Annotated in this window: 26 protein-coding genes; 18 read left to right on the forward strand and 8 right to left on the reverse strand. The window is 70.5% G+C overall.

Annotation, left to right across the window (positions count from 1 at the left end; genetic code table 11):
* Window positions 1-3: 3 nt before the first annotated feature.
* From IE295_RS30835 to IE295_RS30860, 6 genes are all read left to right on the forward strand, one after another.
* The gene (locus tag IE295_RS30835; protein ID WP_190067085.1) at window positions 4-1779 is read left to right on the forward strand and encodes an N-acyl-D-amino-acid deacylase family protein; all 1776 of its coding nucleotides are present in this window, start codon (window positions 4-6) and stop codon (window positions 1777-1779) included.
* 195 nt (window positions 1780-1974) lie between these two features.
* On the forward strand, window positions 1975-3543 hold the full coding sequence (locus tag IE295_RS30840) for an APC family permease (protein ID WP_190067086.1): 1569 nt from the start codon (window positions 1975-1977) through the stop codon (window positions 3541-3543).
* Between the two features lie 133 nt (window positions 3544-3676).
* A complete protein-coding gene (locus tag IE295_RS30845) occupies window positions 3677-4234 on the forward strand; it encodes a hypothetical protein (RefSeq protein ID WP_190067087.1) in 558 nt (185 codons plus the stop codon).
* Window positions 4231-4746, forward strand: coding sequence for a DUF3995 domain-containing protein (locus IE295_RS30850; RefSeq protein WP_190067088.1), 516 nt, complete (start codon window positions 4231-4233; stop codon window positions 4744-4746). The genes IE295_RS30845 and IE295_RS30850 overlap by 4 nt, the downstream gene beginning before the upstream one ends.
* A gap of 92 nt (window positions 4747-4838) precedes the next feature.
* Window positions 4839-5279 (forward strand): hypothetical protein, encoded by a 441-nt coding sequence (locus IE295_RS30855; RefSeq protein WP_224323500.1) that lies wholly within the window; start codon window positions 4839-4841, stop codon window positions 5277-5279.
* Window positions 5276-6019, forward strand: coding sequence for a hypothetical protein (locus tag IE295_RS30860; RefSeq protein WP_190067090.1), 744 nt, complete (start codon window positions 5276-5278; stop codon window positions 6017-6019). The genes IE295_RS30855 and IE295_RS30860 overlap by 4 nt, the downstream gene beginning before the upstream one ends.
* A gap of 53 nt (window positions 6020-6072) precedes the next feature.
* Here IE295_RS30860 and IE295_RS30865 read toward each other — a convergent pair whose 3' ends face one another.
* Complete coding sequence (locus IE295_RS30865; RefSeq protein WP_190067091.1) at window positions 6073-6750, reverse strand: macro domain-containing protein; 678 nt, start codon at window positions 6748-6750, stop codon at window positions 6073-6075.
* A gap of 118 nt (window positions 6751-6868) precedes the next feature.
* On the opposite strand from IE295_RS30865, the gene IE295_RS30870 reads away from it, so the two are divergent.
* The gene (locus tag IE295_RS30870) at window positions 6869-8491 is read left to right on the forward strand and encodes an ADP-ribosyltransferase domain-containing protein (RefSeq protein ID WP_190067092.1); all 1623 of its coding nucleotides are present in this window, start codon (window positions 6869-6871) and stop codon (window positions 8489-8491) included.
* A gap of 25 nt (window positions 8492-8516) precedes the next feature.
* On the opposite strand, the gene IE295_RS30875 is transcribed toward IE295_RS30870, so the two are convergent.
* Window positions 8517-8948: a hypothetical protein gene (locus tag IE295_RS30875; RefSeq protein WP_190067093.1), complete on the reverse strand. Its 432-nt coding sequence runs from the start codon at window positions 8946-8948 to the stop codon at window positions 8517-8519.
* Window positions 8949-9281: 333 nt separating this feature from the next.
* Here IE295_RS30875 and IE295_RS30880 point away from each other — a divergent pair, with 333 nt between their 5' ends.
* From IE295_RS30880 to IE295_RS30910, 7 genes are all read left to right on the forward strand, one after another.
* Window positions 9282-9830 (forward strand): EF-hand domain-containing protein, encoded by a 549-nt coding sequence (locus IE295_RS30880; RefSeq protein WP_190067094.1) that lies wholly within the window; start codon window positions 9282-9284, stop codon window positions 9828-9830.
* A 367-nt stretch (window positions 9831-10197) separates the two neighbouring features.
* Window positions 10198-10863, forward strand: a complete 666-nt coding sequence (locus IE295_RS30885; RefSeq protein ID WP_190067095.1) for a sporulation delaying protein family toxin — start codon at window positions 10198-10200, stop codon at window positions 10861-10863.
* Window positions 10864-10866: 3 nt separating this feature from the next.
* Complete coding sequence (locus IE295_RS30890) at window positions 10867-11532, forward strand: SdpA family antimicrobial peptide system protein (RefSeq protein WP_190067096.1); 666 nt, start codon at window positions 10867-10869, stop codon at window positions 11530-11532.
* Complete coding sequence (locus IE295_RS30895; RefSeq protein WP_190067097.1) at window positions 11523-12482, forward strand: sporulation-delaying protein SdpB family protein; 960 nt, start codon at window positions 11523-11525, stop codon at window positions 12480-12482. Before IE295_RS30890 ends, IE295_RS30895 begins: the two co-directional genes overlap by 10 nt.
* 39 nt (window positions 12483-12521) lie before the next feature.
* Window positions 12522-13448, forward strand: a complete 927-nt coding sequence (locus tag IE295_RS30900) for an ABC transporter ATP-binding protein (protein ID WP_190067098.1) — start codon at window positions 12522-12524, stop codon at window positions 13446-13448.
* Between the two features lies 1 nt (window position 13449).
* Window positions 13450-14268 carry a hypothetical protein gene (locus IE295_RS30905; protein ID WP_190067099.1) on the forward strand — a complete coding sequence of 273 codons (819 nt, stop codon included), beginning with the start codon at window positions 13450-13452 and terminating at the stop codon, window positions 14266-14268.
* A gap of 39 nt (window positions 14269-14307) precedes the next feature.
* Window positions 14308-14616: a hypothetical protein gene (locus tag IE295_RS30910; RefSeq protein ID WP_190067100.1), complete on the forward strand. Its 309-nt coding sequence runs from the start codon at window positions 14308-14310 to the stop codon at window positions 14614-14616.
* A gap of 21 nt (window positions 14617-14637) precedes the next feature.
* Here the strand turns inward: IE295_RS30910 and IE295_RS30915 are convergent, their stop codons facing one another.
* Genes IE295_RS30915 through IE295_RS30925 form a run of 3 tightly spaced genes read right to left on the reverse strand, consistent with a single transcriptional unit; the run spans window position 14638 to window position 15998 of the window.
* Window positions 14638-14907: a DUF397 domain-containing protein gene (locus IE295_RS30915; RefSeq protein ID WP_190067101.1), complete on the reverse strand. Its 270-nt coding sequence runs from the start codon at window positions 14905-14907 to the stop codon at window positions 14638-14640.
* The gene (locus tag IE295_RS30920) at window positions 14900-15139 is read right to left on the reverse strand and encodes a DUF397 domain-containing protein (protein ID WP_190067102.1); all 240 of its coding nucleotides are present in this window, start codon (window positions 15137-15139) and stop codon (window positions 14900-14902) included. Before IE295_RS30920 ends, IE295_RS30915 begins: the two co-directional genes overlap by 8 nt.
* A complete protein-coding gene (locus IE295_RS30925; RefSeq protein WP_190067103.1) occupies window positions 15129-15998 on the reverse strand; it encodes a helix-turn-helix domain-containing protein in 870 nt (289 codons plus the stop codon). Before IE295_RS30925 ends, IE295_RS30920 begins: the two co-directional genes overlap by 11 nt.
* 484 nt (window positions 15999-16482) lie before the next feature.
* Here IE295_RS30925 and IE295_RS34605 point away from each other — a divergent pair, with 484 nt between their 5' ends.
* Entirely contained in the window at window positions 16483-16650 is a 168-nt protein-coding gene (locus tag IE295_RS34605) for a DUF6415 family natural product biosynthesis protein (RefSeq protein ID WP_372479605.1), read from the forward strand.
* A 216-nt stretch (window positions 16651-16866) separates the two neighbouring features.
* Here the strand turns inward: IE295_RS34605 and IE295_RS30930 are convergent, their stop codons facing one another.
* Window positions 16867-18351: a CehA/McbA family metallohydrolase gene (locus tag IE295_RS30930; RefSeq protein WP_190067104.1), complete on the reverse strand. Its 1485-nt coding sequence runs from the start codon at window positions 18349-18351 to the stop codon at window positions 16867-16869.
* Between the two features lie 121 nt (window positions 18352-18472).
* Between IE295_RS30930 and IE295_RS30935 the strand changes: the two genes are divergently transcribed.
* The 3 genes from IE295_RS30935 to IE295_RS33995 all read left to right on the forward strand — a co-directional run bounded on the left by IE295_RS30935 (window position 18473) and on the right by IE295_RS33995 (window position 23374).
* The gene (locus IE295_RS30935; protein WP_190067105.1) at window positions 18473-19330 is read left to right on the forward strand and encodes a TIGR03619 family F420-dependent LLM class oxidoreductase; all 858 of its coding nucleotides are present in this window, start codon (window positions 18473-18475) and stop codon (window positions 19328-19330) included.
* Window positions 19331-19442: 112 nt separating this feature from the next.
* Window positions 19443-22040 (forward strand): bifunctional FO biosynthesis protein CofGH, encoded by a 2598-nt coding sequence (locus IE295_RS30940; RefSeq protein ID WP_190067106.1) that lies wholly within the window; start codon window positions 19443-19445, stop codon window positions 22038-22040.
* 80 nt (window positions 22041-22120) lie between these two features.
* Window positions 22121-23374 carry a DUF8017 domain-containing protein gene (locus IE295_RS33995; RefSeq protein WP_224323504.1) on the forward strand — a complete coding sequence of 418 codons (1254 nt, stop codon included), beginning with the start codon at window positions 22121-22123 and terminating at the stop codon, window positions 23372-23374.
* Between the two features lie 117 nt (window positions 23375-23491).
* On the opposite strand, the gene IE295_RS30950 is transcribed toward IE295_RS33995, so the two are convergent.
* Window positions 23492-23695 carry a DUF397 domain-containing protein gene (locus IE295_RS30950; protein ID WP_190067107.1) on the reverse strand — a complete coding sequence of 68 codons (204 nt, stop codon included), beginning with the start codon at window positions 23693-23695 and terminating at the stop codon, window positions 23492-23494.
* A 316-nt stretch (window positions 23696-24011) separates the two neighbouring features.
* A complete protein-coding gene (locus tag IE295_RS30955; protein WP_190067155.1) occupies window positions 24012-24881 on the reverse strand; it encodes a helix-turn-helix domain-containing protein in 870 nt (289 codons plus the stop codon).
* Between the last annotated feature and the right edge of the window lie 192 nt (window positions 24882-25073).

Raw genomic sequence — 25073 nt, forward strand, 5'->3', positions numbered from 1 at the left:
ACCGTGCTGGACCACCTCTACCGCCGCGCGACCGTCGTCGACGGCACCGGAGGGGCCTCCTACGTCGCCGACGTCGGCATACGGGACGGCCGGATCGCGGTGATCCAGCGCGGCCGGCACGGCAGGGCCGCCGTGAAGGCGGGCGGGCGGCTCGGGGAGCGGGCGCGCACCGAGGAGGACGCGGACGGGCTCGTCCTCGCCCCGGGCTTCGTCGACCCGCACACGCACTACGACGCGCAGCTCTTCTGGGATCCCTACGCCACCCCGTCCATGGGGCACGGCGTCACCACCGTCGTCGGCGGCAACTGCGGCTTCACCCTCGCCCCGCTGGACCCCGCCCGCCCGGCCGACGCCGACTACACGCGGCGGATGATGAGCAGGGTCGAGGGCATGCCGCTGTCCGCCCTCGAACAGGGTGCGCCCTGGGACTGGTCGACCTTCGCCGACTACCTCGACGCCCTGGAGGGCGGCATCGCGGTCAACGCCGGGTTCATGGTGGGCCACTGCGCGCTGCGGCGGTACGCGATGGGGGCGGCCGCCGTGGGCGGTACGCCCGACGAGGCGCAGCTGCGGCGGATGCTCGCGCTGCTGCACGAGGCCATGGACGCCGGGGCCTGGGGGCTGTCCACCACCCAGTCGGACACCCACTCCGACGGGGCGGGCGATCCCGTGGCCTCCCGGCACGCCCTGCCCGGCGAGCTGCTCGCGCTCGCCCGCGCGGTCGGGGAGCACGAGGGCACGCAGCTGGAGGCGATCGTCGCCGGCTGCCTGGACCGCTTCTCGGCGGCGGAGACCGAGCTGCTGGTGGGCATGACGGAGGCCGCCCGGCGGCCGCTGAACTGGAACGTCCTCACCATCGACTCCGCCGTGCCCGAACGCGTGCCGCACCAGCTCGCCGCGAGCGAGCGGGCACGCGCGCGTGGCGGCCGGATCGTCGCCCTGACCATGCCGATCCTCACCCCCATGAACATGTCGCTGGGCACCTTCTGCGCGCTGAACCTCCTCCCGGGCTGGGGCGACGTCCTGGGGCTGCCGGTGCCCGAGCGGATCGACCGGCTGCGCGACCCGGCCGTACGGGACGGGATGCTGCGGCGTGCGGCGAGCCCGGAGGCGGGCGTCTTCCGGCGGCTGACCGACTTCGGCCGCTACGTCATCGGGGACACGTACGCCAAGGAGAACGACGGCCTCACCGGCCGCGTCGTCCGCGACATCGCCGCCGAGCGCGGCACCGACCCCTTCGCCGCGCTCGTCAACATCTGCGTCGCCGACGAGCTGCGTACGGTCCTGTGGCCGATGCCCACGGACAACGACCCCGCGAGCTGGGAGCTGCGCCGCCAAGCCTGGGACCACGAGGACGTGCTGCTCGGCGGCTCGGACGCGGGGGCGCACCTGGACCGGATGTGCGGGGCGCCCTACACGACGCGCTTCCTCGGCGACTGCCTGCGGGGGCGGGGGCTGGTGCCGCTGGAGCGGGCGGTGCGGATGCTGAGCGACGAGCCGGCGCGGCTGTTCGGGCTGCGGGGGCGGGGCCGGATCGCCGAGGGCTGGTGCGCGGACCTGGTGCTCTTCGACCCGCAGCGGATCGACGCGGGGGCGGCGACGCTGGTGCGCGACCTGCCGGGCGGCGGGGCGCGGCTCGACGCGCGGGCGGTGGGGGTGGTGAGCGTACGGGTCAACGGGGTGGAGACGGTGCGGCACGACGTGGTGACGGGGGCGGTGCCGGGGCGGGTGCTGCGGTCGGGGCGGGACACGGAGACGGTGGGGACGGGAAAATTTTGAACCGGGACAAATGGGGCGGGGTTGCGGTTACCGTAGCGGGCCCGGAGGGTGCTCGACCCGAGGTGTTACCGACCGTAACGCACGTAAGGCCTTTATTTGCAAGGTCAACTGCCCTGAATCGCGCGTCTGTTCAAGGTCCGGGCTTCGGAGTTTCGTCCTCCGGTTGCGGAAACAGCAGCGCTTAACGTCCTCGCCATGGTTCAGCTACATGCGCGGCCAGGGGCCGGAGACACGGTAATGAGCGTCGCGGGCCGCGACGCGGGAGATGTGCGGGCCAAGGGACTCAGCGGGAATTCCGTCGGCCTGCTGGGCAGCGCCGTCATCGGGATCTCCACCGTCGCGCCCGTCTATTGCCTGACCTCCACCCTCGGCCCCACCGTCGGCCAGGTCGGGGTGCAGATGCCCGCCGTCTTCCTCGCGGGCTTCCTCCCGATGCTGCTCGTCGCCTTCGCCTACCGCGAGCTGAACGCCGCGCTGCCCGACTGCGGCACGTCCTTCACCTGGACCGTACGGGCCTTCGGGCCCCGGATCGGCTGGATGTGCGGCTGGGGCCTGGTCATCGCGACCATCATCGTGCTGTCCAATCTGGCGGGCGTCGCGACGTCCTTCTTCTACCTGCTGCTGGGCGAGATCACGGGCAACGACGCGGTCGCCGCCCTGGACGGGAACCGGATCGCGCACGTCGGCACGTGCCTGGCCTTCATCGCCGTCGCGACCGCCGTCAGCTATCGCGGCATGACCGCCACCAAGGGCGTGCAGTACGCGCTCGTCGGCCTCCAACTGGCCGTCCTCGCCGTGTTCGTCGCGATGGCGATCGCGAAGGCGCGCTCCGGTGACCTCCCCGGCTCGATCGACTTCTCGTGGACCTGGCTGAACCCCTTCGGCGTCGAGTCCTTCAGCGCCTTCACGGCGGGCCTGTCGCTGTCGATCTTCATGTACTGGGGCTGGGACGCCTGCCTCACCGTCAACGAGGAGACCGAGGGCAGCGCGAAGACGCCCGGCCGGGCCGCGCTCGTCGCCATGGTCGTGCTCGTCGGCTCCTACCTGCTGACGGCCGTCGCCGCGCAGATGTTCTCCGGCGTGGGGGAGAAGGGCACCGGCCTCGGCAACCCCGACACCGCCGGCAACGTCTTCGCCGCCCTGGCCGACCCCGTGCTCGGCACGGCACTCGGCGTGCTGCTCTTCGTCGCCGTCCTGGCCTCGGCCGCCGCCAGCCTGCAGACCACGTTCCTGCCCGTCGCGCGCACCGTCCTCGCCATGAGCACGTACCAGGCCCTGCCCCCGTCCTTCGCCCGCGTCCACCCGCGTTTCAAGTCCCCGGGCCGCGCCACGATCGCCGCCGGCGTCGCCACCGGCGTCTTCTACGCCGTCATGAGCTTCCTCAGCGAGAACGTACTGATCGACACGGTCTACGCGCTCGGGCTGATGATCTGCTTCTACTACTCGATCACGGCGTTCGCGTGCGCGTGGTTCTTCCGCCACGAGCTGCGCAATTCGGTGCGGGACGCGTGTTTCAAGGGCGTCTTCCCGCTGATGGGCGGAGTGTTGCTGGCGGCCGTCTTCTGCAAGACGCTGTACGACATGTGGGACCCGGCGTACGGCAGCGGCAGCGCGGTGGCCGGCGTCGGCTCGGTCTTCGTCATAGGCGTCGGCCTGCTGCTCCTCGGCCTCGTCCTGATGCTCCTGATGCAGCGCCGCAGCCCGGCCTTCTTCCGGGGCGAGATCCTGACCCGCTCGACGCCGGCGCTGGTGGCGGAGGACTGACGCCCCCGGGGCCGTGTGAATCCACCGGGCCGGCCCTCGGCCTTCAGAGGGAGACAGTGGTCGCCCATGTGGGGGAGCGGAATGGGTCTGCAGCGGGAGGTGGGCGGCTGCGGCGGTCGACAGCATGGAGTGCATGAATGTTGTCGCCCTGATCCGCCGCACGCTTCTCCGCCCGGCCCGGCCGGTGCCCGCGCGGCTACGTGTCCGGCTTGCCGCGTGGGTGTCGGTGGCGGGGTCGCTGGTGTACGTGGGAGAGAAGATGTACATGGCCGCGCACGGGCAGATCGGGATGCCCGGGCACCCCGCTCCCGCCTCCGTCCAGGCGCAGTTCGAGCACCCCGGCCTGGCGCAGGCGGGCAACGCCTCGCTCGGCATCGTGGCGGCGCTGGTGGCGTGGGCGACCGTCGCACGCTGGGGAGGCCGGATTCCCCGGTGGATGCTGATGTCCGCCCTGACGCTCACGGCGGTGACGCAGTCGCTGGGAGCGGTGGTCACCGTCTGGCGCGCGGACTTCGGCTCGGTGGGGCCCGGCTGGCGCGCCGTCTACGAGACCGTGTCGGGGAGCGCCGGGCTCCTGGCGTGGGCCGTGGTGGCCGTCTCGTACTGGCTGCGGACACGCACGTGTGCCCGTAGCCGCACGGGCGCGCCCCACGCCGGCCCGGCCCGCCTGACGGCCGGAGCGGGCCGGTGACCGCCCGGACCGACCGCGCGGCGCTCGCGGCCCGCGTCGCCTTCGTCTGCGCCTTCCTCTACGGCGCGATGAAGCTCGACTGGGCGCTGGGCGGCGAGTTCCTGATCCGGCAGGCCCCGGTGCCGGCGGCCGCCCTGGACGACCTGCTGGCCCGCACCCCGGGCGCGGTCGCCGGGCACTGGGCGTCCGTGGCGCTGGCCCTGGTGGGCATGGGCGCCGCGCTGCACCTGTCCGGCCGCTTCGGTCCGCACGGAAGGTTCCGCCGCGCGGCGCTGCTCGCCGGCTCGTGGGCGGGGTGCGCGTTCATGGTGGCGCGCGCGGCCGGTCTCGTGGGCTACGGATTCGCCGGCGACGTGCGCGTGCTGGCCGGCTGGGGGGCCATACCGCCCGCCTACGAGGACCTCGTGCGCGACCAGGTGTTCTGGGACCTCGTGCTGTGGTCGCCGTACTGGCTGCTGTTCGGTACGTGCTGGGGCGTCGCGGCCTGGCGGTACCGCAGGGCGACCGCGTAGCTCCTGCCATTGCGCCCCTTCCCAATCCGTGGATGTCGCGGCGGGCACCGCCGTACGATGCCCGCACGTGTGTGTTGAGGAGGGGGAAGCAGATGCTTGGCGAGTCGTTGGCGGCCTTGGCAACGGCGTTGGGAGCGGCAGTCGTTCAGGCCGCCGGTACGGACGCGTGGGGTGGCTTCCGGGGGAAGCTGGCCCGGCTGCTGGGGCTGGGGGACGACGGGCGCGAGCGCGTCGAACGGGAACGGCTCGACCGGACGGCCGCCGCCCTCGAGGGGCCGGACGGAGAGACGGGCGAGCGGGAGCGGCAGCGCCAGCAGGTCGTCTGGGAGACCCGCGTCGCGGACCTGCTGGAGAGCCTGCCGGAAGAGCAGCGCGCGCGGTTCGCCGCCGAGGTCAGGGCGCTGATCGAGGAACAGACCCGGCGCGGTACGGACGGCGGCGGAGGGGTGTCCGGCAACACCTTCCACGGCCCCACCGCCGTACAGACCGGGAACCACAACCAGCAGCGCAACTACTTCGGGCGGAAGGCGTGAGCGAGCCCGGGGCGGGGGCCGGGGCCGGGCACGGCGGCACTTCCGGGAACGACTTCCGCGGCCCCGCCGCCGCGCAGACCGGCCAGCACAACACCCAGGTCAACCACTACGCCGAGCCGCGCAGCAAGGTGTGGCTGATGGTGACGGGCGCCGCGGCCGTGGTGCTCACCGTCGGCACCGTCCTGGCCCTGCTCAGGCTCGGCGACGACTCGGGCGGAGCGTCGCAGGGCGGCCAGGCCGTCCCGCCGGGCGCCGTGCCCTCGCCCCAGGTCACCGGGCTCGCTACCGCTCCGGCCTCGGCGCAGAGCGGGCCCGCCGCCTCTCCGTCGGGAGTTCTCGCCGCGCCGTCGGACGCGGTCCAGTGGACCGGGGTCGTCCGCATCGCGGAGTCCGGCCCGAAGCTCGACGCGGTCCCGCCGACGACGGAGAAGTACGCGCGCGACGTCCGCCTGGCTCTGGTCGACCCGCCCCGGCTCGCCGGCGCCGACAGCTCGCTCAACCCGACGAACCTCGCCGAGTGGAAGGGTCAGGGCAAGCCCGGCCGGAAGGAATGCGCCGACCTGGTCTCCACCCAGGGGGTCGGGCACATGATGACCGAGGTCAAGGAAGGCACGGTCATCTGCGTCAGAACAACCGGCGGGCGCACGGCCGTTCTGACCGTGACGTCGACCAGCAACAGCTTCAGTACGGGCGTCATGGCCGAGACGACCGTCTGGTCCCAGGCCTCGGGAGGGCACTGAGCCGCCGGCTCAGCAGCCGGCCGCGGCACACTCGCGCCGCTGAGAGAGCTCGGTCAGCGACGCGTGGCGGGGCGCTGGGGCGGGGCTATGCGTACGCGCTTCTCGGCGGGGGCGTTCTCGATGTCGTCGAGCTGCGCGACGATCGTGCTGCGCAGGTCGTCGTAGTCCTCGAAGCAGTGGTCGTTGAACAGCGTGTAGCCCGTCCACATCAGATTGGCGCACACCCGCGCAGGCACCCGGCCGGTCTGGGCGCCCATGCCGACCAGCGCCACCGACGTGATGCTGCCCGGGGCCTCATGGTTCTTCTGGTGAATCGCCTGGAACGCGGCGGCGCACGCCAGAGCCACATTCAGGGTCTCGCTCACGTTCTGCGAGGACGTCTGCATCGTCGGCGTCGAGATCAGGAACTTCGGGTTGACCGCCCCGGACGGAACGCACACCGCGCTTCCCACCGGGAGGCTCCCGGCGAACCGGTCGCGGATCGCCCGCTGCACGCGCAGCTGGATGCCTGCTCCCAGATGCCGCTTGATGACCCCGTCGACTCCGCCGTCCATCCGGCCCCGGGAGTTGGTCGGGGTGACCCAGGCGTCGACGTTCTCGTCGAGGATCGAGCCCTTGCGGATCTCGATGCCGGGGGTATCGGCGAACGCCGCCCGCCATGCCTCCACCACATGCGTGTTGATGTCGGTCAACACCACCTTGAGCGGCGCCTGCTCGCGGTTCACGGCCATAGTGCACTCCCATCGGGAACGGTCCTTCCAGCGATCACGACGCTACCGCCCACCACTGACAACCGGCCGGGAGCCGGTTGGAGCCCGGTTGTCGTACCCCGTTGCTAGCCTCCCGGCCATGATCGATGCCAACACCCCTGCCCAGCCCGACGCGAACGACCCGCTGGCCCTTGCAGAACTGTTCAAGGGCGGCGGTGAACCGTGGCTTCCGCTGCTGAAGCCGGTCATCGAGGCGCAGCCGAACGCGGCCGCGTTCATCGGCCCGGGCCGCGGACAGGAAGTCGTCCCCGTCCGCGAACTGACCTTCCAGGCGCTCAAGCCCAATCCGCCGCACAAGTGGAAGGTCGTCGTATTCGGTCAGAACCCGTACCCGCGCCCGGAAAGCGCCACGGGCATCGCCATGTTCGACAACACCTTCCACGACTGGAAGGACAGTCAGTTCGGCAGGGTCGTCAGCATCCGCTGCATCATCAAGGCGGCGGCGATGTGGAAGTACGGCATACCCAAGAAGACCCCGATCGCCGACATTCGCGCGCTGTTGAAGAAGCAGGACACCGTCCTGCCGCCGGAATGGTTCCAGGCGATGCTCACGCAGGGCGTCCTGCTGCTGAACGCGGCGCTCACCGCCAGCAGCGACGGGGGGAGGGGCGCCGATGCCGACCGGCACACGGCATTCTGGCGTCCGGTCGCCGAGCGGATCGTCGAGGAGATCCTCAAGGCCAAGCAGAACGCCGACGAGGAAGACCGTGGTGTCGTCTTCGCGTGGTGGGGAGCCCACGCCCGCAACCTGAAGAAGGTCGTCCTCGAACTCCAGAAGAAGTACCCCGACGTCGACGTCCGGCACATCGACCACCCCAACCCCGCGGCGCAGGGCGACATCTTCTGCGAGGGCGACCACTTCGGAGTGGTGAACGACGCCCTCGCGTCGCTGGGCGCCGATCCGATCGACTGGCTGCCGAGCAAGCGGTGGAACGAGGCCGCGGCGGAGGCCGGCGGGGCGGACGGCGGCATCGCCGAACGCATGGGCGCGTTCATCACGTCCACCATGGAGCTGCACCAGCTGTACCTCGAGCGGCTCGCCAGCGTAAAGGACGAGGGTCTCGCCCTCCCCGCGATCACCGGCGTGTTCGACACCCCGCTCATGGAATTCCAGGACGCCGTCGCCCCGGTCGCCAAGCTGCTGTCCGGTCTCGACCGGCACGTCAACCGGTCGCACGAATTCGGCAAGAGGCGGGCGGACGAAGCGACCGCCGGCCTCTCCGCCGACGCGATCGCCGCCCTCTACCTCTACACCTGCCAGTCCGCGTTCTACCGGGAGATCAACGCCGTCCTCCGCGCCCCGGACCGGGCCAAGGTCATCCCGTATCTCCCCTACCTGCGGCTGCTCTTCTCGGCGGTGTCGCAGCTTCCCGCCCGCAAGGAGCCGCTGTGGCGCGGCGTCTCGCTGGACCTGCGTGCGCAGTACCCGCTCGGCCGGACCGTGACCTGGTGGGGCGTCTCCTCGTGCACGCCCAATCTCAACGTGGCCCGGAACTTCCTCGGCAGCCGCGGCAAGCGGACGCTCTTCGAGGTGGTCCCCGCCCGGGCGGTGGGCATCAGCAGTTTCTCCGCGTTCGCCGGCGAGGAGGAATTCATCCTCTCGCCGGGCACGCAGCTCAAGGTGACGGACGTGAAGACCGAGCGCGGCGGACTGTGCACCGTGAAACTGACCGAACTGGAAGAGCAGCCCCTCGTGTCCTGAGCACGCGCCGGTCCGGTCGGCCGGGTCAGGGTTTGATCTCCAGCTGCGCGTGGCCGCTGTTCCCCTGAAGGCCGGTGGAGAGGCACTCCGTGGGCAGTCCGCGCGGCAGAGCGAGGAGTACGTTCCGCTGCGCCGACTGCCCCTTGCCGCGGCCCTCGGTGACCCGGCCCGACAGGCTGACGTCGACGGCGCCGGCGGCACGGACGGTGGTGCCGCTGTCGTAGACGATCACCGACTTCCTGCCGTCGGCGTACCGCACGATTTCCGTGAGGCGGGGGTTGGTCAGGCCGTTGCAGGACGCCGTCGGGGACACCCCGTCCAGCGAGCCGGTGGCCGCTACGACCCGCCCGGGTGCGACGGCACACGCGTACCGGGCCTCGGTGTGCACGCGGGTCGCGCGTTGCGCCAGCGTCAGGGGCGGGTCGTACGTACTGTCGCTGGGCCCCGTGCACACCACGCCCCCCGCGTCTCTGTGCCCGCCCCCATCGGCCTGACCGGCCTGAGCCCCCACCCACGACGATGCGACCAGCATCAGCGAACTCAATGCCACTGCCGCACCACGCCCGCCGACCATGCATCCTCCAGGGCTCCGGATCCGCTACCGGCGCATGGCTACCCCGGGCCCCTTTCGCCGACCCCGGCTCCTGGCGGCACACCACCGCGCGCACCCTGTCCTGTGCGCCGGTGCGCGAGCCGCATCGGAGGTCTGGCACCCGGGAGCGCAGGGTAGAGACAGGCGAACGCTCGCACAGCGCTCACGAGTGACCAAAACAGAGGGAAAGGTGCTGTAGTGGACGACATCACCGCGAAGCGACTCGTCTTCGCCATGCTGGACGCGGACGGCGACGGAGTCATCTCGGCGGACGAATACTCCGCGCGCGCCGAGCGCGTGGCCCGGGCCACGGGACGCACCACGGACGACCCCCTGGTCGTCGTCGCCCGCACGGCCGGCCGGCGGGCGTGGGCCTCGATGGACGCCGACGGCGACGGCAAAGTGACCTTCGAGGAGTACGCGGCCTGGGCCGGCGCCGACGCGTTCGACACCGTCTGCGAGCCCGTGCTCGGCGCCCTGTTCGACCTCGCCGACCGCGATCACGACGGCCGCCTGGACCTGCCGGAGTTCACGACGCTGCGCACGGCGCTGGGGAACCCGGTCGGCAACATCGAAGCGGCCTTCGCCGCGCTGGACGCCGACGGCGACGGACGCGTCGTGCGCGACGACTACCTCGCCTCTGTCCGTGCGCACGTCTCCGGTGAGAGCTCCCCTGTGGGTGAGGCTCTGTACAACAGCGGGACGGCAGTTGACCCGGCACATTCAGGCCACCCCGGACGGGACTGACCGCCGGACCGGAACGAACGGCACACCCGCAGGTCCGGGCGCGGCTTCGCCACATGAAGTACCGGAAGTCCCTCCGTGACTACTGGGCATTTTGAGACATGTGATGAGTGGAATTCCGGTCCGCTTTACTACTCTCTTACGCTGCGTCCGTTGACGGTTGATCATGCCCATACTTATGCTCGAAGCGGCTTTATGAATAAACGGGGGTGCGGAAAAGACGGTCGTCGATCGTAGGTGTCTCGGTCGACCCTCATTCGAATCGGAGCCGATCCGGCCCCTCATTTCAACGCCATTCTCTGTCGTTCCCTGCTGCCCGTTTTCAGGGGCGATTCTGTCTTTTTTCATCGAACAGGCAAGGGTTTTCAGAATGAAGCGTGGCACGAAATCGCTGATGGGTACGGCGCTCGCCGCCGTGATGGTGGCCGGTACCGCCGGCACGGCATTAGCGAGGACCTCGTCGGACACGGGCGCCGCGGACTCCTCGCGCCCGGCGACGAGCAAGACGAAGTACTCCGACCGTGAGGTGGTCAGCTTCCTCGTCTTCGGGCGGGGCAAGGCCGCCGACGACAACCCGGCGCTGGCCAAGAAGATCCGGGACCGGCGTGCGGACTCCACGGTCACCGAGGAGCAGCTGTCGTACCTGATGGGGAAGCTCCACAAGATCGATCCCGCCTTCCACGCCAACGTGACCGAGGCTGTCCAGGCCAAGGATCCGTTCGTGGTCCAGGAGGGCATGGAGCGGCTCAACGACGACCTCAAGAAGTACATCGCCGAGGACGCCGGCGACGTCGACATGAGCACCGATGCCGCCGACCGCGCGGACGGCAAGGTGTGGAAGAAGTCCAACATCGTGGCCGTGGCCAACATCGCCGCCGGCATCAATGTCGCCGTGGGCACCAACGTGGCGGCCGGCGCGGAGGTCGCGGTGATCGTGGTGATCGTCCCGGCTGCGGCCAGCTACGGCTTCGACCTGCAGCAGCCGAACAAGCTGGACAAGAACAACCTGGTGGCGGAAGTCGCAGAGGCTCTCTGATCTGTGAGTCCCGTTGACGGGCCGGCCGGCTTCGCCTCCGGCACGGCAGGCCGGCCCGTCGCGACGGGGCAGGAATCCACAGATCTCGTCGCCATCAGAAAAAGGAAACCGTTCATGTCGATGTCCGTCGCGAGACGGCAGCTTCTCGTATTCTCAGCGGCCTGCCTGGTGATCTTTTCCTATCTCCTGGTATCGCTCTTCTACACGTTACCGAGCAATGCGTTGAGCAGCCGGCACTCAAAGGGTGCCAGGCAGTACTTCAACACCGTCACGCCTCAGGTCTGGGCTTTCTTCACCAAGAACCCGGAAGGAATTCAGATAGGTTTCTACGGTCGGGGCGGGCAGGGGAAGAATCTGTTGCGGACCCCCCAGGGCAACCCGTCCAATCTCTTCGGCCTGGACCGGACTCAGCGGGCCCAGGGTCCGGAGATCGCCTACCTGGAAGCCGGGGTGACCAACTGGAGCGAATGCTCCGGAACGGTGGAGCGCTGCCTCGCCAGGGCGGCGGCCATGCCGGCCGCGAAAGCCGAGAACCGTAGCCCCGTCCCGACCATCTGCGGTGATTCCTTCATCACCCAGGAAACCGTTGTGCCCTGGTCGTACCGGGATCTCGTCACGTACGACCGGAGGGTCACCAAGATCGCCCACCTGGATGTCTCGTGTCCGTGACCGCATTCGTCGACGAACAGGCCGCGAGCCTGCAGCGCCACCTCGGCCGATTTGATTTCCGCTCCCGCTGGTTCGGCGTCGGGCGTTCGCTGATCTGTTTCGCGGAGCTGACAGTGGTGCTGCTGACGCCGTCGAAGGCGCTGCTCATCCCCGTCCTGACCATCACCGAGGGTGCGCGTTGCGACGGGGTGCGGGCCGCCTCCGCCTTCTGCGTGGGTGGCGACTCGAACCCCGAGTACGCCCGGTGGCTGCTGGTTGCCGTGCTGCTGGTGGCGGCCAGCGGGTATCGCCCGCGGTGGACGGTCCTCCCGCAGCTCTGGGCCGTCTACTCGATCGCCGTGAGCATCTCCGTGCCCGACGGCGGCGAGTCGGTCAGCCTGATCATCTCGCTCCTCATGGCGCCGATCTGTCTGGCGGACGACCGCAAGTGGCACTGGAGCAGCCCGGACAAACCCCTCCGGCTGAACGGCCACGCGATCTCCTTCGCCGCCTTCTGGGCCATCCGCATACAGCTCGCCTACCTCTACCTCGACACCGCGATCAGCAAGTTCGGCGTCGCCGACTGGGCCAACGGCACGGCCGAGTACTACTTCCTGCGCGACAACATGTTCGGCGTGAGCGAACCACTGGACGGACTGTTCCTGGAACTGTCCAAGATCCCCGTGGTGGTCGTCGGCATGACCTGGGGGGCGCTGGTCGTGGAGATGATCATTGCCGTCTGCCTCCTCGGATCGGACCGATGGCGCAAAGTCGCCCTGGCGCTCGACATCCTGCTGCATGGAATGATCATTGTGACCATGGGGCTGTGGAGCTTCGCCCTGGTGATGATCGGCTGCGGGATCGTCGCCTCCATGCCCGCGTTGACCGCCCCGCGCGCCGAGGAACCGGGCGAGCCGGACGAGAAAAAGCCCGCATTCGGCCGTACGCCGGCCGAAGCCGGCGCGGCCTGAGGAAGGACAATTGATCATCTGCGCTGCTGGGTTGGGCACGTGGCCACGCTGACGGCGGAAAATGTCTGTGCTGGGTACCGGGGCAATGTCGTCCTGCGGGAGATGAATCTCGAATACGGCCCGGGAGTTCACATCCTGCTCGGGCCGAACGGCTCCGGCAAGACGACGACCTTCCGGGTCCTCTCCGGCCTCCTGCCCCCCATGCGGGGGACCGTCCTGGTCAACGGCAAGGACCCGCACCGGCAGGCGGAGGCCAAGTCCGCGATCGGCCTCTCCAGCCATCGGTCCGCGCTGGCACCCCGGCTGAGCGTGATGGACAACCTGCGTTACTGGGCCCGCGTACTGGGACTGCCGTCGGCCTCGGTGGAGGCGCGGATCGCCGATGCCCTGACCCTGCTCGGACTCGTGGAACTCGCCGACCGGCGGGTCGGCAGCCTGAGCCGCGGCCAGAACCAGCGGGTCGGCCTGGCCAAGGCATTCCTCGGCCGCCCGTCGATCCTGCTGCTCGACGAGCCGATGTCCGGTCTCGACCCCACGATGACAGGGCAACTGTCGGACTATTTGAGAACGTTGGCCGACGATGGCCACGTCATCGTCGCCTCCACCCATGCCCTGACCGAGGCCCACCGGCTCGCCGACGACGTCACCGTTCTGCACGACGGCCGGATCGTCGCCCGCGGCGAACCGTCGGCCCTCCGGGCCGCCCTGCTGGGCAGCGCCTACCGACTGCAAATACGCGGCTCAGGTGACATACCCGCCGCCCTGGCGAGACTGGGCCACCGTTGGGAGCGGCAGAGAACAGGTCCGGTCGTCGTCGAGGTGGCCTCCGAGAAGGCCGCGGAAAAACTGGTGGCGCAGCTGGTCGGAGAAGGCATCGGAATACACGAAGTGGTGCCCGTGCGAAACCCGTTGGAGGACGTTTACCACCGGCTCCAGACGGAAGGCGCAGCACGTGATGAGAAGTGACGTGACGCTGTACCTGGCCCGGTCGAAGACCCTGGCCGCGGCGCTGCTGTGGCGAGTGCGACGGGAACGGCTACGGAGCCTCGCCACCGTCTTCCTCCCCTTCGTCCTGACGCTCGCCTCCACCGTCGTCGTGCCCCTGGTCTCCGACGACAGCGGTACGAACGGCGCCGACGGCAGCGCCGAACTCGGCCTCCGGTACGGAGCCACCGGCGACGCGATCGCCGCCGGCCTGCTGTTGGTGCTGATCCCCGGCGTGGTGGCCATCCACGCCACCCTCGGCGCCGGCCTGGCCGTACGGAACGTCATCGGAGCCGAAGCCGGCGTCGGCGCCCTGGAGGCGATGCTCGCGGCTCCGTACACCCCGGCCAGCATCGCCGGCGGCCTGCTCGGCTACGCCCTCGTCGTCACCACCAGCCAGTGGGCCATCATGACCGCGCTCGGAGCACTCGCCCTGACGATCTCCGGCGTGCTCCACCACGACAGTCTTTCCCTGGACGGCGGCTATCTGGCCCTGGCCCTCGGCCTGCCTCTGCTGGCCGCCTGGGCCGGTGCGGCACTCGCCCTCATGCTCAGCCTGCTCTTCCCGCGCCTGGCCCAGCCGGGCCAGGCAGGCCTCGCCGGCAACGGCGGCGCGCTGGTCAGCGTCGTCTCCATGGCACCGGGCTTCGGTGCCTTGCTGGCGCTGGCCCTCGGCCTCGGCGAACTCGGTCCGATCCGGCTGCTGGTCACCGCCGGTGGAATCACCGCCCTGATCGCGGTGGGCGCCCTGGCCGGCGCCGCCCGTGGATTCCGCCCGGAATCGGTCCTCGGTTCCTCCTGACGCCCTGACGTCCTGACGTCCTGACCCAAGGATTTGCTGATGACGAACATCTCTGTCCACATCCGCCCCTCTCTCATCGCCCTGCCGTTTCACCGCGCCTTCACCCGTCCCGTGGTGGAGGTCGACGGCGTCGAACGGCAAGCGGCCTGGGGAACGACAGAAGTCGCCGTTGACGGCGGAACGCACCGCTTAGCCGTGTACTTCCGCTATCGCGGGCAGCGCACGGCCCGGCTGGGCGAGGGCCACGCCGAGTTCACCGTCGACGGCTCGGTGCCGGAAATCCGGGTGACGGCCCGGCTCGGCTCGCGCAACGGCAGCCACTTCAGGGTTGTCGTCGGCGACCGTTAGCCCGGTGGGCCACCCCGGTACTCACCTGAGGCGTTCCGCCTGGACCTCGTGGATGAACGAGGCCCAGGCCGTGGCCGGTACGACGAGGGCGGGGCCGTTGCTGTGTTTCGAGTCGCGGACGCCGACCCGAGCGCATCGGGCGGAAGGCCCCGCGACTTCGACGCAGTTCTGCCCAGCGTTGCTGTGCGATGACTTGAGCCAAGCCACCGAGACGCAGCCGCCTCCCCCGTTCTCGCCACTGTGCGAGGACTTGTACCAAGTGGCTGCGGCGATGGCGTGTGCATCAGGCATCGCCGACCTCCGGATCAACGAACCGGAGCACGTGTACGAACGAGTTCCAGGCAGCCCTGGGCACCACAAGGGCGGGGCTGTTGTCGCGTTTCGAGTCGCGGACTCCGACCAGGTCGGCCAGCGTCGCGACAGTCACACAGGACCCGCCGCCGTCGTCGATGCTGTGCGATGACTTGAACCAGCGCGCTTCCTCGGCCAGCTCGGACCATATTGTGCCGTGGTTAGTATTCATCGATCTCTCTTGCTAGTCGGTGCAGGAACTCGCCGGTCTTGGCTGGGGCCAGCGCGCCCTCCCGCATGGCGTCGAACTGGCGCGCGTGCTTCCAGACCTCGCGCCGTTTGTCGGAGACGGTCATGACGGACCCCTCTGTCATGACGACCGGATCGAGCCCGCCATCGAAGTCCAGAATGACGAAGTTGTGGAACGCGCGGTACGTTGCGAGATTCTGCGGAAGGATCTGGACCGTCACATGATCGAGCGACGCCACCTTCTCGATCTCCTGGTACTGCTCGCGCATGATGTCCGGGCTGCCGATCATGCGGCGTAGCGTCGCCTCGTCCAGGATCACCCGCAGCTCGACCGGATGGTCGTCCCTGTGGATGATCTCCTTGCGCTTCATGCGGAAAGCCACGTTCTCCTCAACGAACTCAGTCGTCCTCTCGTCGACCGGCTTCGATGTCATGAACAGGGCTCGCGTGTAGTTTTCGGTCTGCAGGAGCCCGAACACGACTTGGCAGTGCCATGCCCGCATCGCTTTGGCGTCGGATTCCAGCCCCACGTACAGCGGTTGGCCGGACGGCATGAAGTTGTGGTACGGCCTGTACCAGTCATCGCTGAGCGAGTCCCGGTGCAGTGCCAGCATGTGCTCGCGGTCCGTGCGGTCGGTCACGCCGTAGAAATCGAGCAGATCTTCTAGGTCGCGGACTCGCGGCAGCTGATTGTGGCCCGATTCCACTCTGTTGAGTTTTGACTCCGAGCTTTCGATGGCAGCGGCTGCCTCTTTGGTGCCGTACCCCTTCCTCTCCCGCAAGCGGCGGAGCTCCTTGCCCAGCTCTCTCCGCCGGAATGTCGGACCACGTCGTGCTGCCACTTCTGACCCTCCTGATGCTGTACCCGGCGACGCGCCTCAGTACCCCGTCGGCTGGGTCCTGTTGCCCCTTGGCGAGGCCCTGTTACCCCTCCGCGACGCCCTGTTGGGAGTTTCCCACCTCCTGTTCCCCTCGGGGACGGCGTTTGCTCGGCTTTGTCATATGCCAATTTCCTTGCATTGAGCCTTTAAGTTGCAACGCAAAGACCGGCTGCGGGACCGTGAAGTGGCCATCGGCGATAACCCCCCACTTCTGGCGAAGGAGCCGCCATGCCCTTCTTCCCCCGGACCGCGAACAGCGGTCCGCTGACCGTCGGGCCCAGCCCCCGGCGCGAGGCCATCGAGGATGTGATCCGCGAAGCCACCGCCCCCGGGCGGTGGTTGCCCGAGACACGGCGGGTGCGGGCGGTGACCGCGCGGCTTCGGGTGTTCGTGCAGGAGCGGGCCTACGACGTGGAGGTCACCGCACGGGCGCGGGCGCTCGGCGATCCGGTGCGGGGGGGAGGCGCTCGCCGCCGTGCGGGAGGCGCGGCATCGGCTCGGGCTCGGGCCCGGGGACGGGTACGCGTCGGCGATCACGTTCGCCCGGAGCCTCGGGCGGGCCGCCGAGGACCTGCTGCACCATGAGCGGCGGCTGCGGCAGAAGGAGGCATGAGGCGGCGACTGTGGTGGTTCCGGGGGCGCCGCAGGGCGCAGGCCCCCGCGCCGGAGCACGCGCCCCACCCCCACCCCCAGCCCCCGCCCAAGCCCCAACCCGTGCGCTTCGCGCACGTCGGCGGGCCGCCCGCCATGCCGGCACCCCATCTGGCGGCCGCCACGCGCGCGGGGTACGCGCCGCTGTTCACGCCCCTGCCCGGGTGCACCTGCGCGGCTAGCGGCGGCTCTCCAGGAACACCGGGTTCGTCAGGGCCGCCATCGATCCCGACGGCCGGCGGATCTCCGCCCGTACGTACGCCGAGCGGGCGGGCGTCGTGTGCCACTCGAGCGTTCCGTCGGCCGGAATGGGGGCGGTGAACGCCGTCCCCTGGTCGGTGATGAAGGACGCCGTGCAGCCGCTCACGCCCTTTGTCGTCAGGCGGAGGGTCGTGGGGGCGTCCGTGCGCAAGCGCTCGCCGAGGCCGGCGTGGCCGCCGCGGGCGTCCGTCGCCGTGAAGGTCAGGTCGATCGCGCCGGACTCCGCGATCCAGCTGCGGCCGGCCCGCAGGCCGGCGAGCAGGGCGTCGTGCGAGAGGTCGTCGGCCAGGACGACGGTTTGCGGCAGGCCGACCACCTGCGGTTCGCGGTGGGCGTCGCTGTTGCCCATGGCGGGCAGCCACCGGCCCCCGGACGTCACGGACGCGGCCAGCATCGCGTCCCAGTTGGCCACGGCCATCTCGTCGTCCGGGGTCCAGGTGCCGTTCCAGACCTCGACCGCGTCGGCGTGCTCGTAGCCGAACTTCCAGTTGCAGCCGACGCAGGAGCCGTAGGGGTGGGCCGGTACGACCATGCCGCCTGTTTGCCGGATTCTGCGGGCGAAACGTCCGAAGAGGTCGTCTCTCGCGCGGTAGCGCCAGTCGATGAGGACGCCGGGGTCCGTGCCGAGGGCCAGGACGTGGCCGTTGCGGGTGGTGACCTCCTCTCCCGTGAGGATCAGCAGGTCGTCGCCCCACAGGCCCTGCCAGGCGGCGTGGGCGGAGGTCGTGTTGTGCTCGGTGGTCGTGATCCAGTCGAGGCCGGCGGCGCGGGCGGCGGCGGCGATCTCGGCGGGGGTGCGCAGGCCGTCGGAGTGGACGCTGTGGAGGTGGTTGTCGCCCCGGTACCAGGCGCGGCCGCGGCCCCTCGCGCGCCGCGGCGGGTAGACCGGCTCCGGGGTGGTGCCCTGGCGTCCGTATCGCAGGGTGACCCTGACCTCGTAGGCCATGCCCTGGGGGGCGACCGTGTACGGGCCGAGGATGACGTGCCAGGTGCCGGGGTGGATGGGGCCGGGGAGGTAGCCGGGGGTGGCCCGCTCGGCGCTGATGGCGAATTCCGTGCGGGCGCCGCCCGACCAGCCGCGGAAGCCGGGGCCGCCGGGCGCGGTGCCGCGCTCGTCGAAGATGCCGATGTCGCAGGCGTTGCCCAGGGTGCCCGGTGGGACGGGCGGTTTGTCGTACGTATAGGAGACGGCGATCTCGCGGACCCCGCGCGGTACGTCCACGGGGAGGTGGACGAAGTCCGGAGCGCCGGCCGGCAGCCGGCCGGTGAGCGTACGGGTCTCCTCGCCCGCGGTCCGGACGGGACCGTCGGCGTGGGCGTGGGCGGAACTCACGCCCTCGAGCGTAAGCACGGTGGCGGCTCCGGCGATAGCCGTCGTTCTGAGGACGTCGCGGCGGCGCATGGCCGCAGTGTCGCGGAGGAGGGCCCGTATGGGCCAGTTGTGTGTCGGCTGTTTGTCGCGGGGGTCCCGGCGGCCCGGCAGGGCTTACCTTTGGTCCCACGCGACGACAGGGGTGCCCGGCATGCGCATCGCCACCACGACCTTCCTCACCGACGAGACGATCACTCCGGTCCGGCTCGCCCATGAGCTGGAGCAGCGTGGTTTCGCCGGCCTTTTCCTGCCCGAGCACACGCACGTCCCGGTCAGCCGGGTGACGCCGGCTCCGGCGGGTGATCCGCTGCCGCGCGAGTACGGGCGCGCCCTGGACCCGTTCGTGGCGCTCTCTCAGGCCGCTGCCGTCACCCACCGGATCGCGCTCGGGACGGGCGTGACGCTGGTCGCCCAGCACGACCCCATCGTGCTGGCCAAGCAGGTGGCCTCGCTGGACTTCCTCAGCGGTGGCCGGTTCACGTTCGGCGTCGGCTACGGCTGGAACGTGGAGGAGGCCGCCGACCACGGCGTGGAGTGGCGGACGCGCCGTGACCTGGTGCGTGACCGGATGGCGCTGATGCGGGCGCTGTGGGCGGGCGAACCGACGGCCTTCGCCGGTGACTTCGGCTCGGTGGAGGCCAGCTGGGCGCACCCCAAGCCGGTGCGGGCGCCGCGCGAGCGCAAGGGCGTCGAGCCGCTGACCGGGCCGCGGACGCTGGTCGGCGGGTCGGCGGGGCCGAAGCTCTTCGCGCACATCGCGGAGTACGCGGACGGCTGGATGCCCGTCGGCGGCAGCGGGCTGCGGGAGACGCTGCCGGAGCTGCGGCGGGTGTGGTCGGAGGCGGGCCGTCCGGGGGAGCCGGAGGTGGTGCCGTACGCCGTGCATCCTTCGGCGGGCAAGCTCGCGCACTACGCCGATCTGGGCATCGCCGAGGTGGTGGTGGGGCTTCCGTCCGCACCCGAGGCCGAGGTGCTCAGGGCGCTGGACGCGCACGCGGAGTTCCTCTAGGAAGAGGGCCGGAGGTATTCCGGAGGATGCCTCCGTATGACGTGACGAGAGGCACACGGAAGCGGCGCATCCAGTACGTCACGGTGTCAGCGACCGCTCGTATGCTCGGACAATGACTTCGAGCGCACCGCGACCCGAGCAGCCCGCACCCACCGCCAACGCGATGCGGCGCGCGCTCAGGCGCGCCCGCGACGGCGTGGCGCTCGACGTCACCGAGGCGGCCGTACTGCTGCAGGCGCGCGGCGACGACCTGGTGGACCTGTGCGCCTCCGCCGCCCGGGTGCGCGACGCGGGCCTGGAGGCGGCGGGCCGGCCCGGCGTCATCACCTACTCCAAGAGCGTCTTCATCCCGCTCACCCGCCTCTGCCGCGACAAGTGCCACTACTGCACCTTCGCCACCGTGCCCGGCAAGCTGCGGCGCGCCGGCCACGGAATGTTCATGTCGCCGGACGAGGTCCTCGCCATCGCCCGGCGCGGCGCCGAACTGGGCTGCAAGGAAGCCCTCATCACCCTCGGCGACAAGCCCGAGGACCGCTGGCCCGAGGCCCGCGAGTGGCTCGAGGCCGAGGGCTACGACGACACCATCGCGTACGTACGGGCCATGGCGATCCGCATCCTGGAGGAGACCGGGCTGCTGCCGCACCTCAACCCCGGCGTCATGTCCTGGACGGACTTCCAGCGGCTCAAGCCGGTCTCGCCGTCGATGGGCATGATGCTCGAGACCACGGCGACGCGGCTGTGGAGCGAGCCGGGCGGCCCCCACTACGGCTCGCCGGACAAGGAGCCGGCCGTCCGGCTGCGCGTCCTGGAGGACGCCGGACGCAGCTCCGTGCCGTTCACCAGCGGGCTGCTGATCGGGATCGGCGAGACGTACGAGGAGCGCGCGGACTCGCTGTTCGCGCTGCGCCGCGTCTCCCGCGCCTACCACGGCATCCAGGAACTCATCATGCAGAACTTCCGCGCCAAGCCGGACACGGCGATGCGCGGCATGCCCGACGCGGAGATGGACGAGCTGGTCGCCACCGTCGCCGTCGCCCGGCACATCATGGGCCCCTCCGCCTGCCTGCAGGCGCCGCCCAACCTGGTGGACGACGAGTACGCGCGCCTGATCGGCGCCGGCATCGACGACTGGGGCGGCGTCTCGCCGCTGACGCCCGATCACGTCAACCCCGAGCGCCCCTGGCCGCAGATCGAGGAGCTCGCCGAGCGCTCGGCTGCCGCCGGCTTCGAGCTGAAGGAACGCCTGGCGGTCTACCCCGAGTTCGTCCAGCGCGGCGAGCCCTGGCTGGACCCGCGCCTGCTGCCGCACGTGCGGGCGCTGGCCGACCCCGAGACCGGCCTGGCCCGCCCGGACGCCGTCGTCGAGGGCCACCCCTGGCAGGAGCCCGAGGAGGTCTTCGTCCCCAGCGGGCGGACGGACCTGCACCGCGCCATCGACACCGAGGGCCGCACCGCCGACCGGCGCGACGACTTCGACGAGGTGTACGGCGACTGGGAGGCGCTGCGCGAGGCAGCGGCGCCCGGCATGGTGCCCGAGCGGATCGACGCCGACGTGCGCGAGGCGCTCGCCCAGGCCGCCGACGACCCCACCCGCCTCACCGACGCCCAGGCGCTGGCCCTGCTGCACGCCGACGGCCCCGCGCTGGACGCGCTGTGCGGCATCGCCGACGACCTGCGGCGGGCCACGGTCGGCGACGACGTCACGTACATCGTCACGCGCAACATCAACTTCACCAACGTCTGCTACACCGGCTGCCGCTTCTGCGCCTTCGCCCAGCGGCGCACGGACGCCGACGCCTACACCCTCTCCCTCTCCCAGGTCGCCGACCGCGCCCAGCAGGCGTGGGACGTGGGCGCGGTCGAGGTGTGCATGCAGGGCGGCATCCACCCCGACCTGCCGGGCACGGCCTACTTCGACATCGCGCGGGCGGTCAAGGAGCGGGTGCCGGGCATGCACGTGCACGCCTTCTCGCCCATGGAGATCGTCAACGGCGCCACGCGCACGGGCCTGTCCCTGCGCGAGTGGCTGACCGCCGCCAAGGAGGCCGGGCTCGACACCATCCCCGGCACCGCGGCGGAGATCCTGGACGACGAGGTCCGCTGGGTCCTCACCAAGGGCAAGCTGCCCACGGCCACCTGGATCGAGGTCGTCAAGACCGCGCACGAGCTCGGCATCCGCTCGTCCTCCACGATGATGTACGGGCACGTGGACCAGCCCCGCCACTGGCTCGGCCACTTCCGCACGCTGGTGGAGATCCAGAAGGAGACCGGCGGGTTCACGGAGTTCGTGACGCTTCCCTTCATCCACACCAACGCCCCCGTCTACCTCGCCGGCATCGCCCGCCCCGGCCCGACCCACCGCGACAACCGCGCGGTCGTTGCCATGGCCCGGGTGCTGCTCCACCCGCACATCACCAACATCCAGACGAGCTGGGTGAAGCTGGGCGCCGAGGGGGCGGCGGAGATGCTCCGCTCGGGCGCCAACGACCTGGGCGGCACGCTGATGGAGGAGACCATCTCCCGCATGGCGGGCTCGTCCTACGGCTCGTACCGCTCGATCCACGACCTGGTGGCCATAGCGGAGGCGGCGGGACGACCGGCGCGGCCGCGGACGACGCTGTACGGGACGGTGTCCCAGGAGCGGCAGGACGCGGCGCTGGCCTCGGACGGGCATCTGCCCGAGCTGCTGCCGGTGCTGGGGGAGGGCTGACGGCCCTGATTCGCACAAGTGTTGCGGTACTGTCGCCTGCCGCCGACCCGGCGGCGACAGTCCCCGCATAGGGTTTCCGCATGTCTTGGCCCCAGAATCCTCAGCAGCCGCAGCAGCCCGAGCAGCCGCAGAACCCTCAGCAGTCGCAGGGGGGTGGCTTCGGCCCGCCGCCCACATGGGGCCCGAACGGCGACGGACACGCACAACCGACCATGGTCTCCCAGCCCGCCGTGCCGCCGCCCACCATGGTTTCCCAGCCGGCCGTGCCACCGCCCACGATGGTCTCCCAGCCGGGTGTGCCGGCACCCCCGCCCCCGCCGCCGGGACCGGCGAACGGCGGCGCCGCGGTGCCGCCGCCCCCGCCGCCGCCCGCGCCGTACGGCGGGCCGGGCATGGCCACGCCGCCCGGGGCGCACCAGGCGCCGCAGCAGCAGCCGCCGTACGGCATGCCGCCGGGGATGCAGCCGGGGATGGCGCCGGGGACGCCGCCGGGTGGTCCCGCGCCGCGGCCGCCGAAGAAGAACGGCACGCTGCTCGCCATCGTCGGGGGCGTCGTGGCGCTCGCCGTCATCGGCGGTGGCGCGGTGTTCCTCCTCGGCGGCGGCGACGACGGCGACAAGAAGACCGACGACGCCCAGGGCGCGCCCGCGAAGCCGGGTGAGAAGGAGAAGGACAAGCAGCCGGACGCGCCGGGCCAGGGCGGCGACGGCCCCTCGGCGAGCCCCGGCGGCTCCCAGCCGATGGTCGCGGGCTGGCAGACGCAGGCGGGCGCGGAGCACTTCTTCCAGTACGACGTGCCGGGCAAGACCGACAAGTGGAAGGTCTTCCCCGCGGACACCGCCGTCTCCTACACCGAGAACGGCAAGCCGGCCGTCGTGATGAGGGGCACCGCCAACTTCCACGAGGGCGGCTGCGCCTCGTCCCCCAATCCCGACACGATCGGCGAGGCCGGCAAGGGCCAGCTCGCCACGGTCGGCACCACGGGCGGCGGCCGGGACGGCGACCTCAAGACGAATGCCCGCAACTGGGCGGGCAACTGGGGCTTCTTCGCCTACGGCGGCAAGGACCACAAGCCGAAGATCGAGATCACGGACGAGAAGGCCTGGACGCGCAACGGCCTCGAGGGCTGGACCGCCACGGCCAAGGTGACGGTGGCCAACCGCCCGAGCCCCTGCGTGCCGGCCACCGCGATCGTCAAGAGCATCGCCCAGAAGATGCCCGACGGTACTTTCCACGGCTGGGTCCTCTACGCCGACCAGGGCGTCCCGGACGCCCTGTCCACCGACCAGATCGACAAGATCATGGGCACGGTGCGGCCGTACAAGAAGAGCTGACGGACATGACGGAGCCCTCTCGGCCGGGACGGCGTGCCAGGCGAGAGGGCTCTGTGCGGTGGTGTCGGCACGGCGGTCGCGTCGATCGCGACGCTGTGCCGGAGGCCCGCGGTCGCGTCAGAGAGCGCGCGAGCCGTCGTTGACGACCGCCACGAACGCGGACCAGTTCCCGGGGGTGAAGGCCAGGGACGGACGCTGCGGGTCCTTCGAGTCACGGACCGCGATCGTGTGCCGCACCGGGGAGGCGACCTCCACGCAGTCGCCGTGGGCGAGTGAGTACGAGGACTTCCGCCACGTGGTCTTTCCCTGCTGAATCGCCATGAGTTGCTCCGATGCCATTGAGGTACAGCTGTGTGCTGATGAGCCCTGATCCCTTGGATCAGACCGCCGGTTTCCCGAGGCGAGATCGACGTTACGCGCCAACATCACCTGATGAACGGGCTCATCACTCGACCGGATGGCGTATTCCATTCACCTCTACCGTGGGGAGGGGGAGCGGTGTACATTCCCTCCCTCACGAACGGACGGAAGAAATCCGGTGGCATCGGAGCCGGCCGTGCACCTGTGGGGGCCCTGAGGCGGGGCCTCATGCGGGCCCTGAGGCGGGCCTGGTGGCGGGGCCGGTGACGCGGCCCGCTCAGCCCTCGCCCGCCTCCGCCCAGTCCTCGGCGATTTGGAGGATGAACCGCCGGGAGTCCTCGGCGTTGAGGGCCTGCATTCGCAAATGCTCGTACATCACGCTGTAGGCCTGGACGTCGTTGGGCTTCTCCAGATAGAGATCGCTGGTGATCCCCTCCAGATAGACCGTGCTGGCGTCCTGCGGGTCATGGAATTCAAGAATCGAGAATTTTCCGTACATGCCGGGATGAGCACCCACCGAATACGGCAGCACCTGGACCGTGATGTGCGGCTGGAGGCTGAACTCCACCAGGTGTTCCATCTGTTCCCGCATGATGGCGCCGCTGCCCACGATCCGGCGCAGCGCCGACTCGTCGATCACCGCCCACAGGCGCATCGGGTTCTCCGGGTCGGTGATGCGCTCCTGGCGCCGCATTCGCACCTGCACCCGGCGCTCGACATCCGCCGCCGTCGCCTCCGGCCAGGAACCCTCGGTCACGGCACTGGCGTAATTCGGGGTCTGCAGCAGACCCGGAACGAGTGAGGCCTCGTACACCCGCAACGAGGCGGCGTCGGTTTCCAGGCCGATATAGACGCTGTAGGGAATGTCGCCGAAGGCGTGCCACCAGCCCTGCTGGCGCGACTCCTTGGCCATCTGCATCAGGGAATCCACAATGCGGTGGTCCTCGACCCCGTACACGCTGCACAGGTCGCGGACGTCACGCTGGCTGATGCTGCGTCGGCCGTTCTCCAGCCGGCTGATCTTCGACTGCGAGACCAGTAGCCGCTCGGCCACCTCCTCGGCCGTCATGCCCTTGAGTTCACGGAGCTTGCGCAGCTCCTGCCCCAAGCGGCGCCGCCTTACGGTGGGGTTGACACTGGACGCCACGGGACGCACCTCCGGCTCCGTCATGCTGCTTCTCTCCTGCTCCGCAGCCTGCCACCACTGGCCGGGGCGGCGCTGGAAAATGCTTACACCAAGTCCGCTTGCGGCGACCGGCACTTGGGGGCGCGTGGCGTAGGGACGTCTACGCACGGGCGCGCGGACAGGCGCGCGGGGCGGCGGGGCCGGGCCGTCGAG

This window comes from Streptomyces griseocarneus (assembly GCF_014655595.1).
GTDB lineage: Bacteria > Actinomycetota > Actinomycetes > Streptomycetales > Streptomycetaceae > Streptomyces > Streptomyces griseocarneus.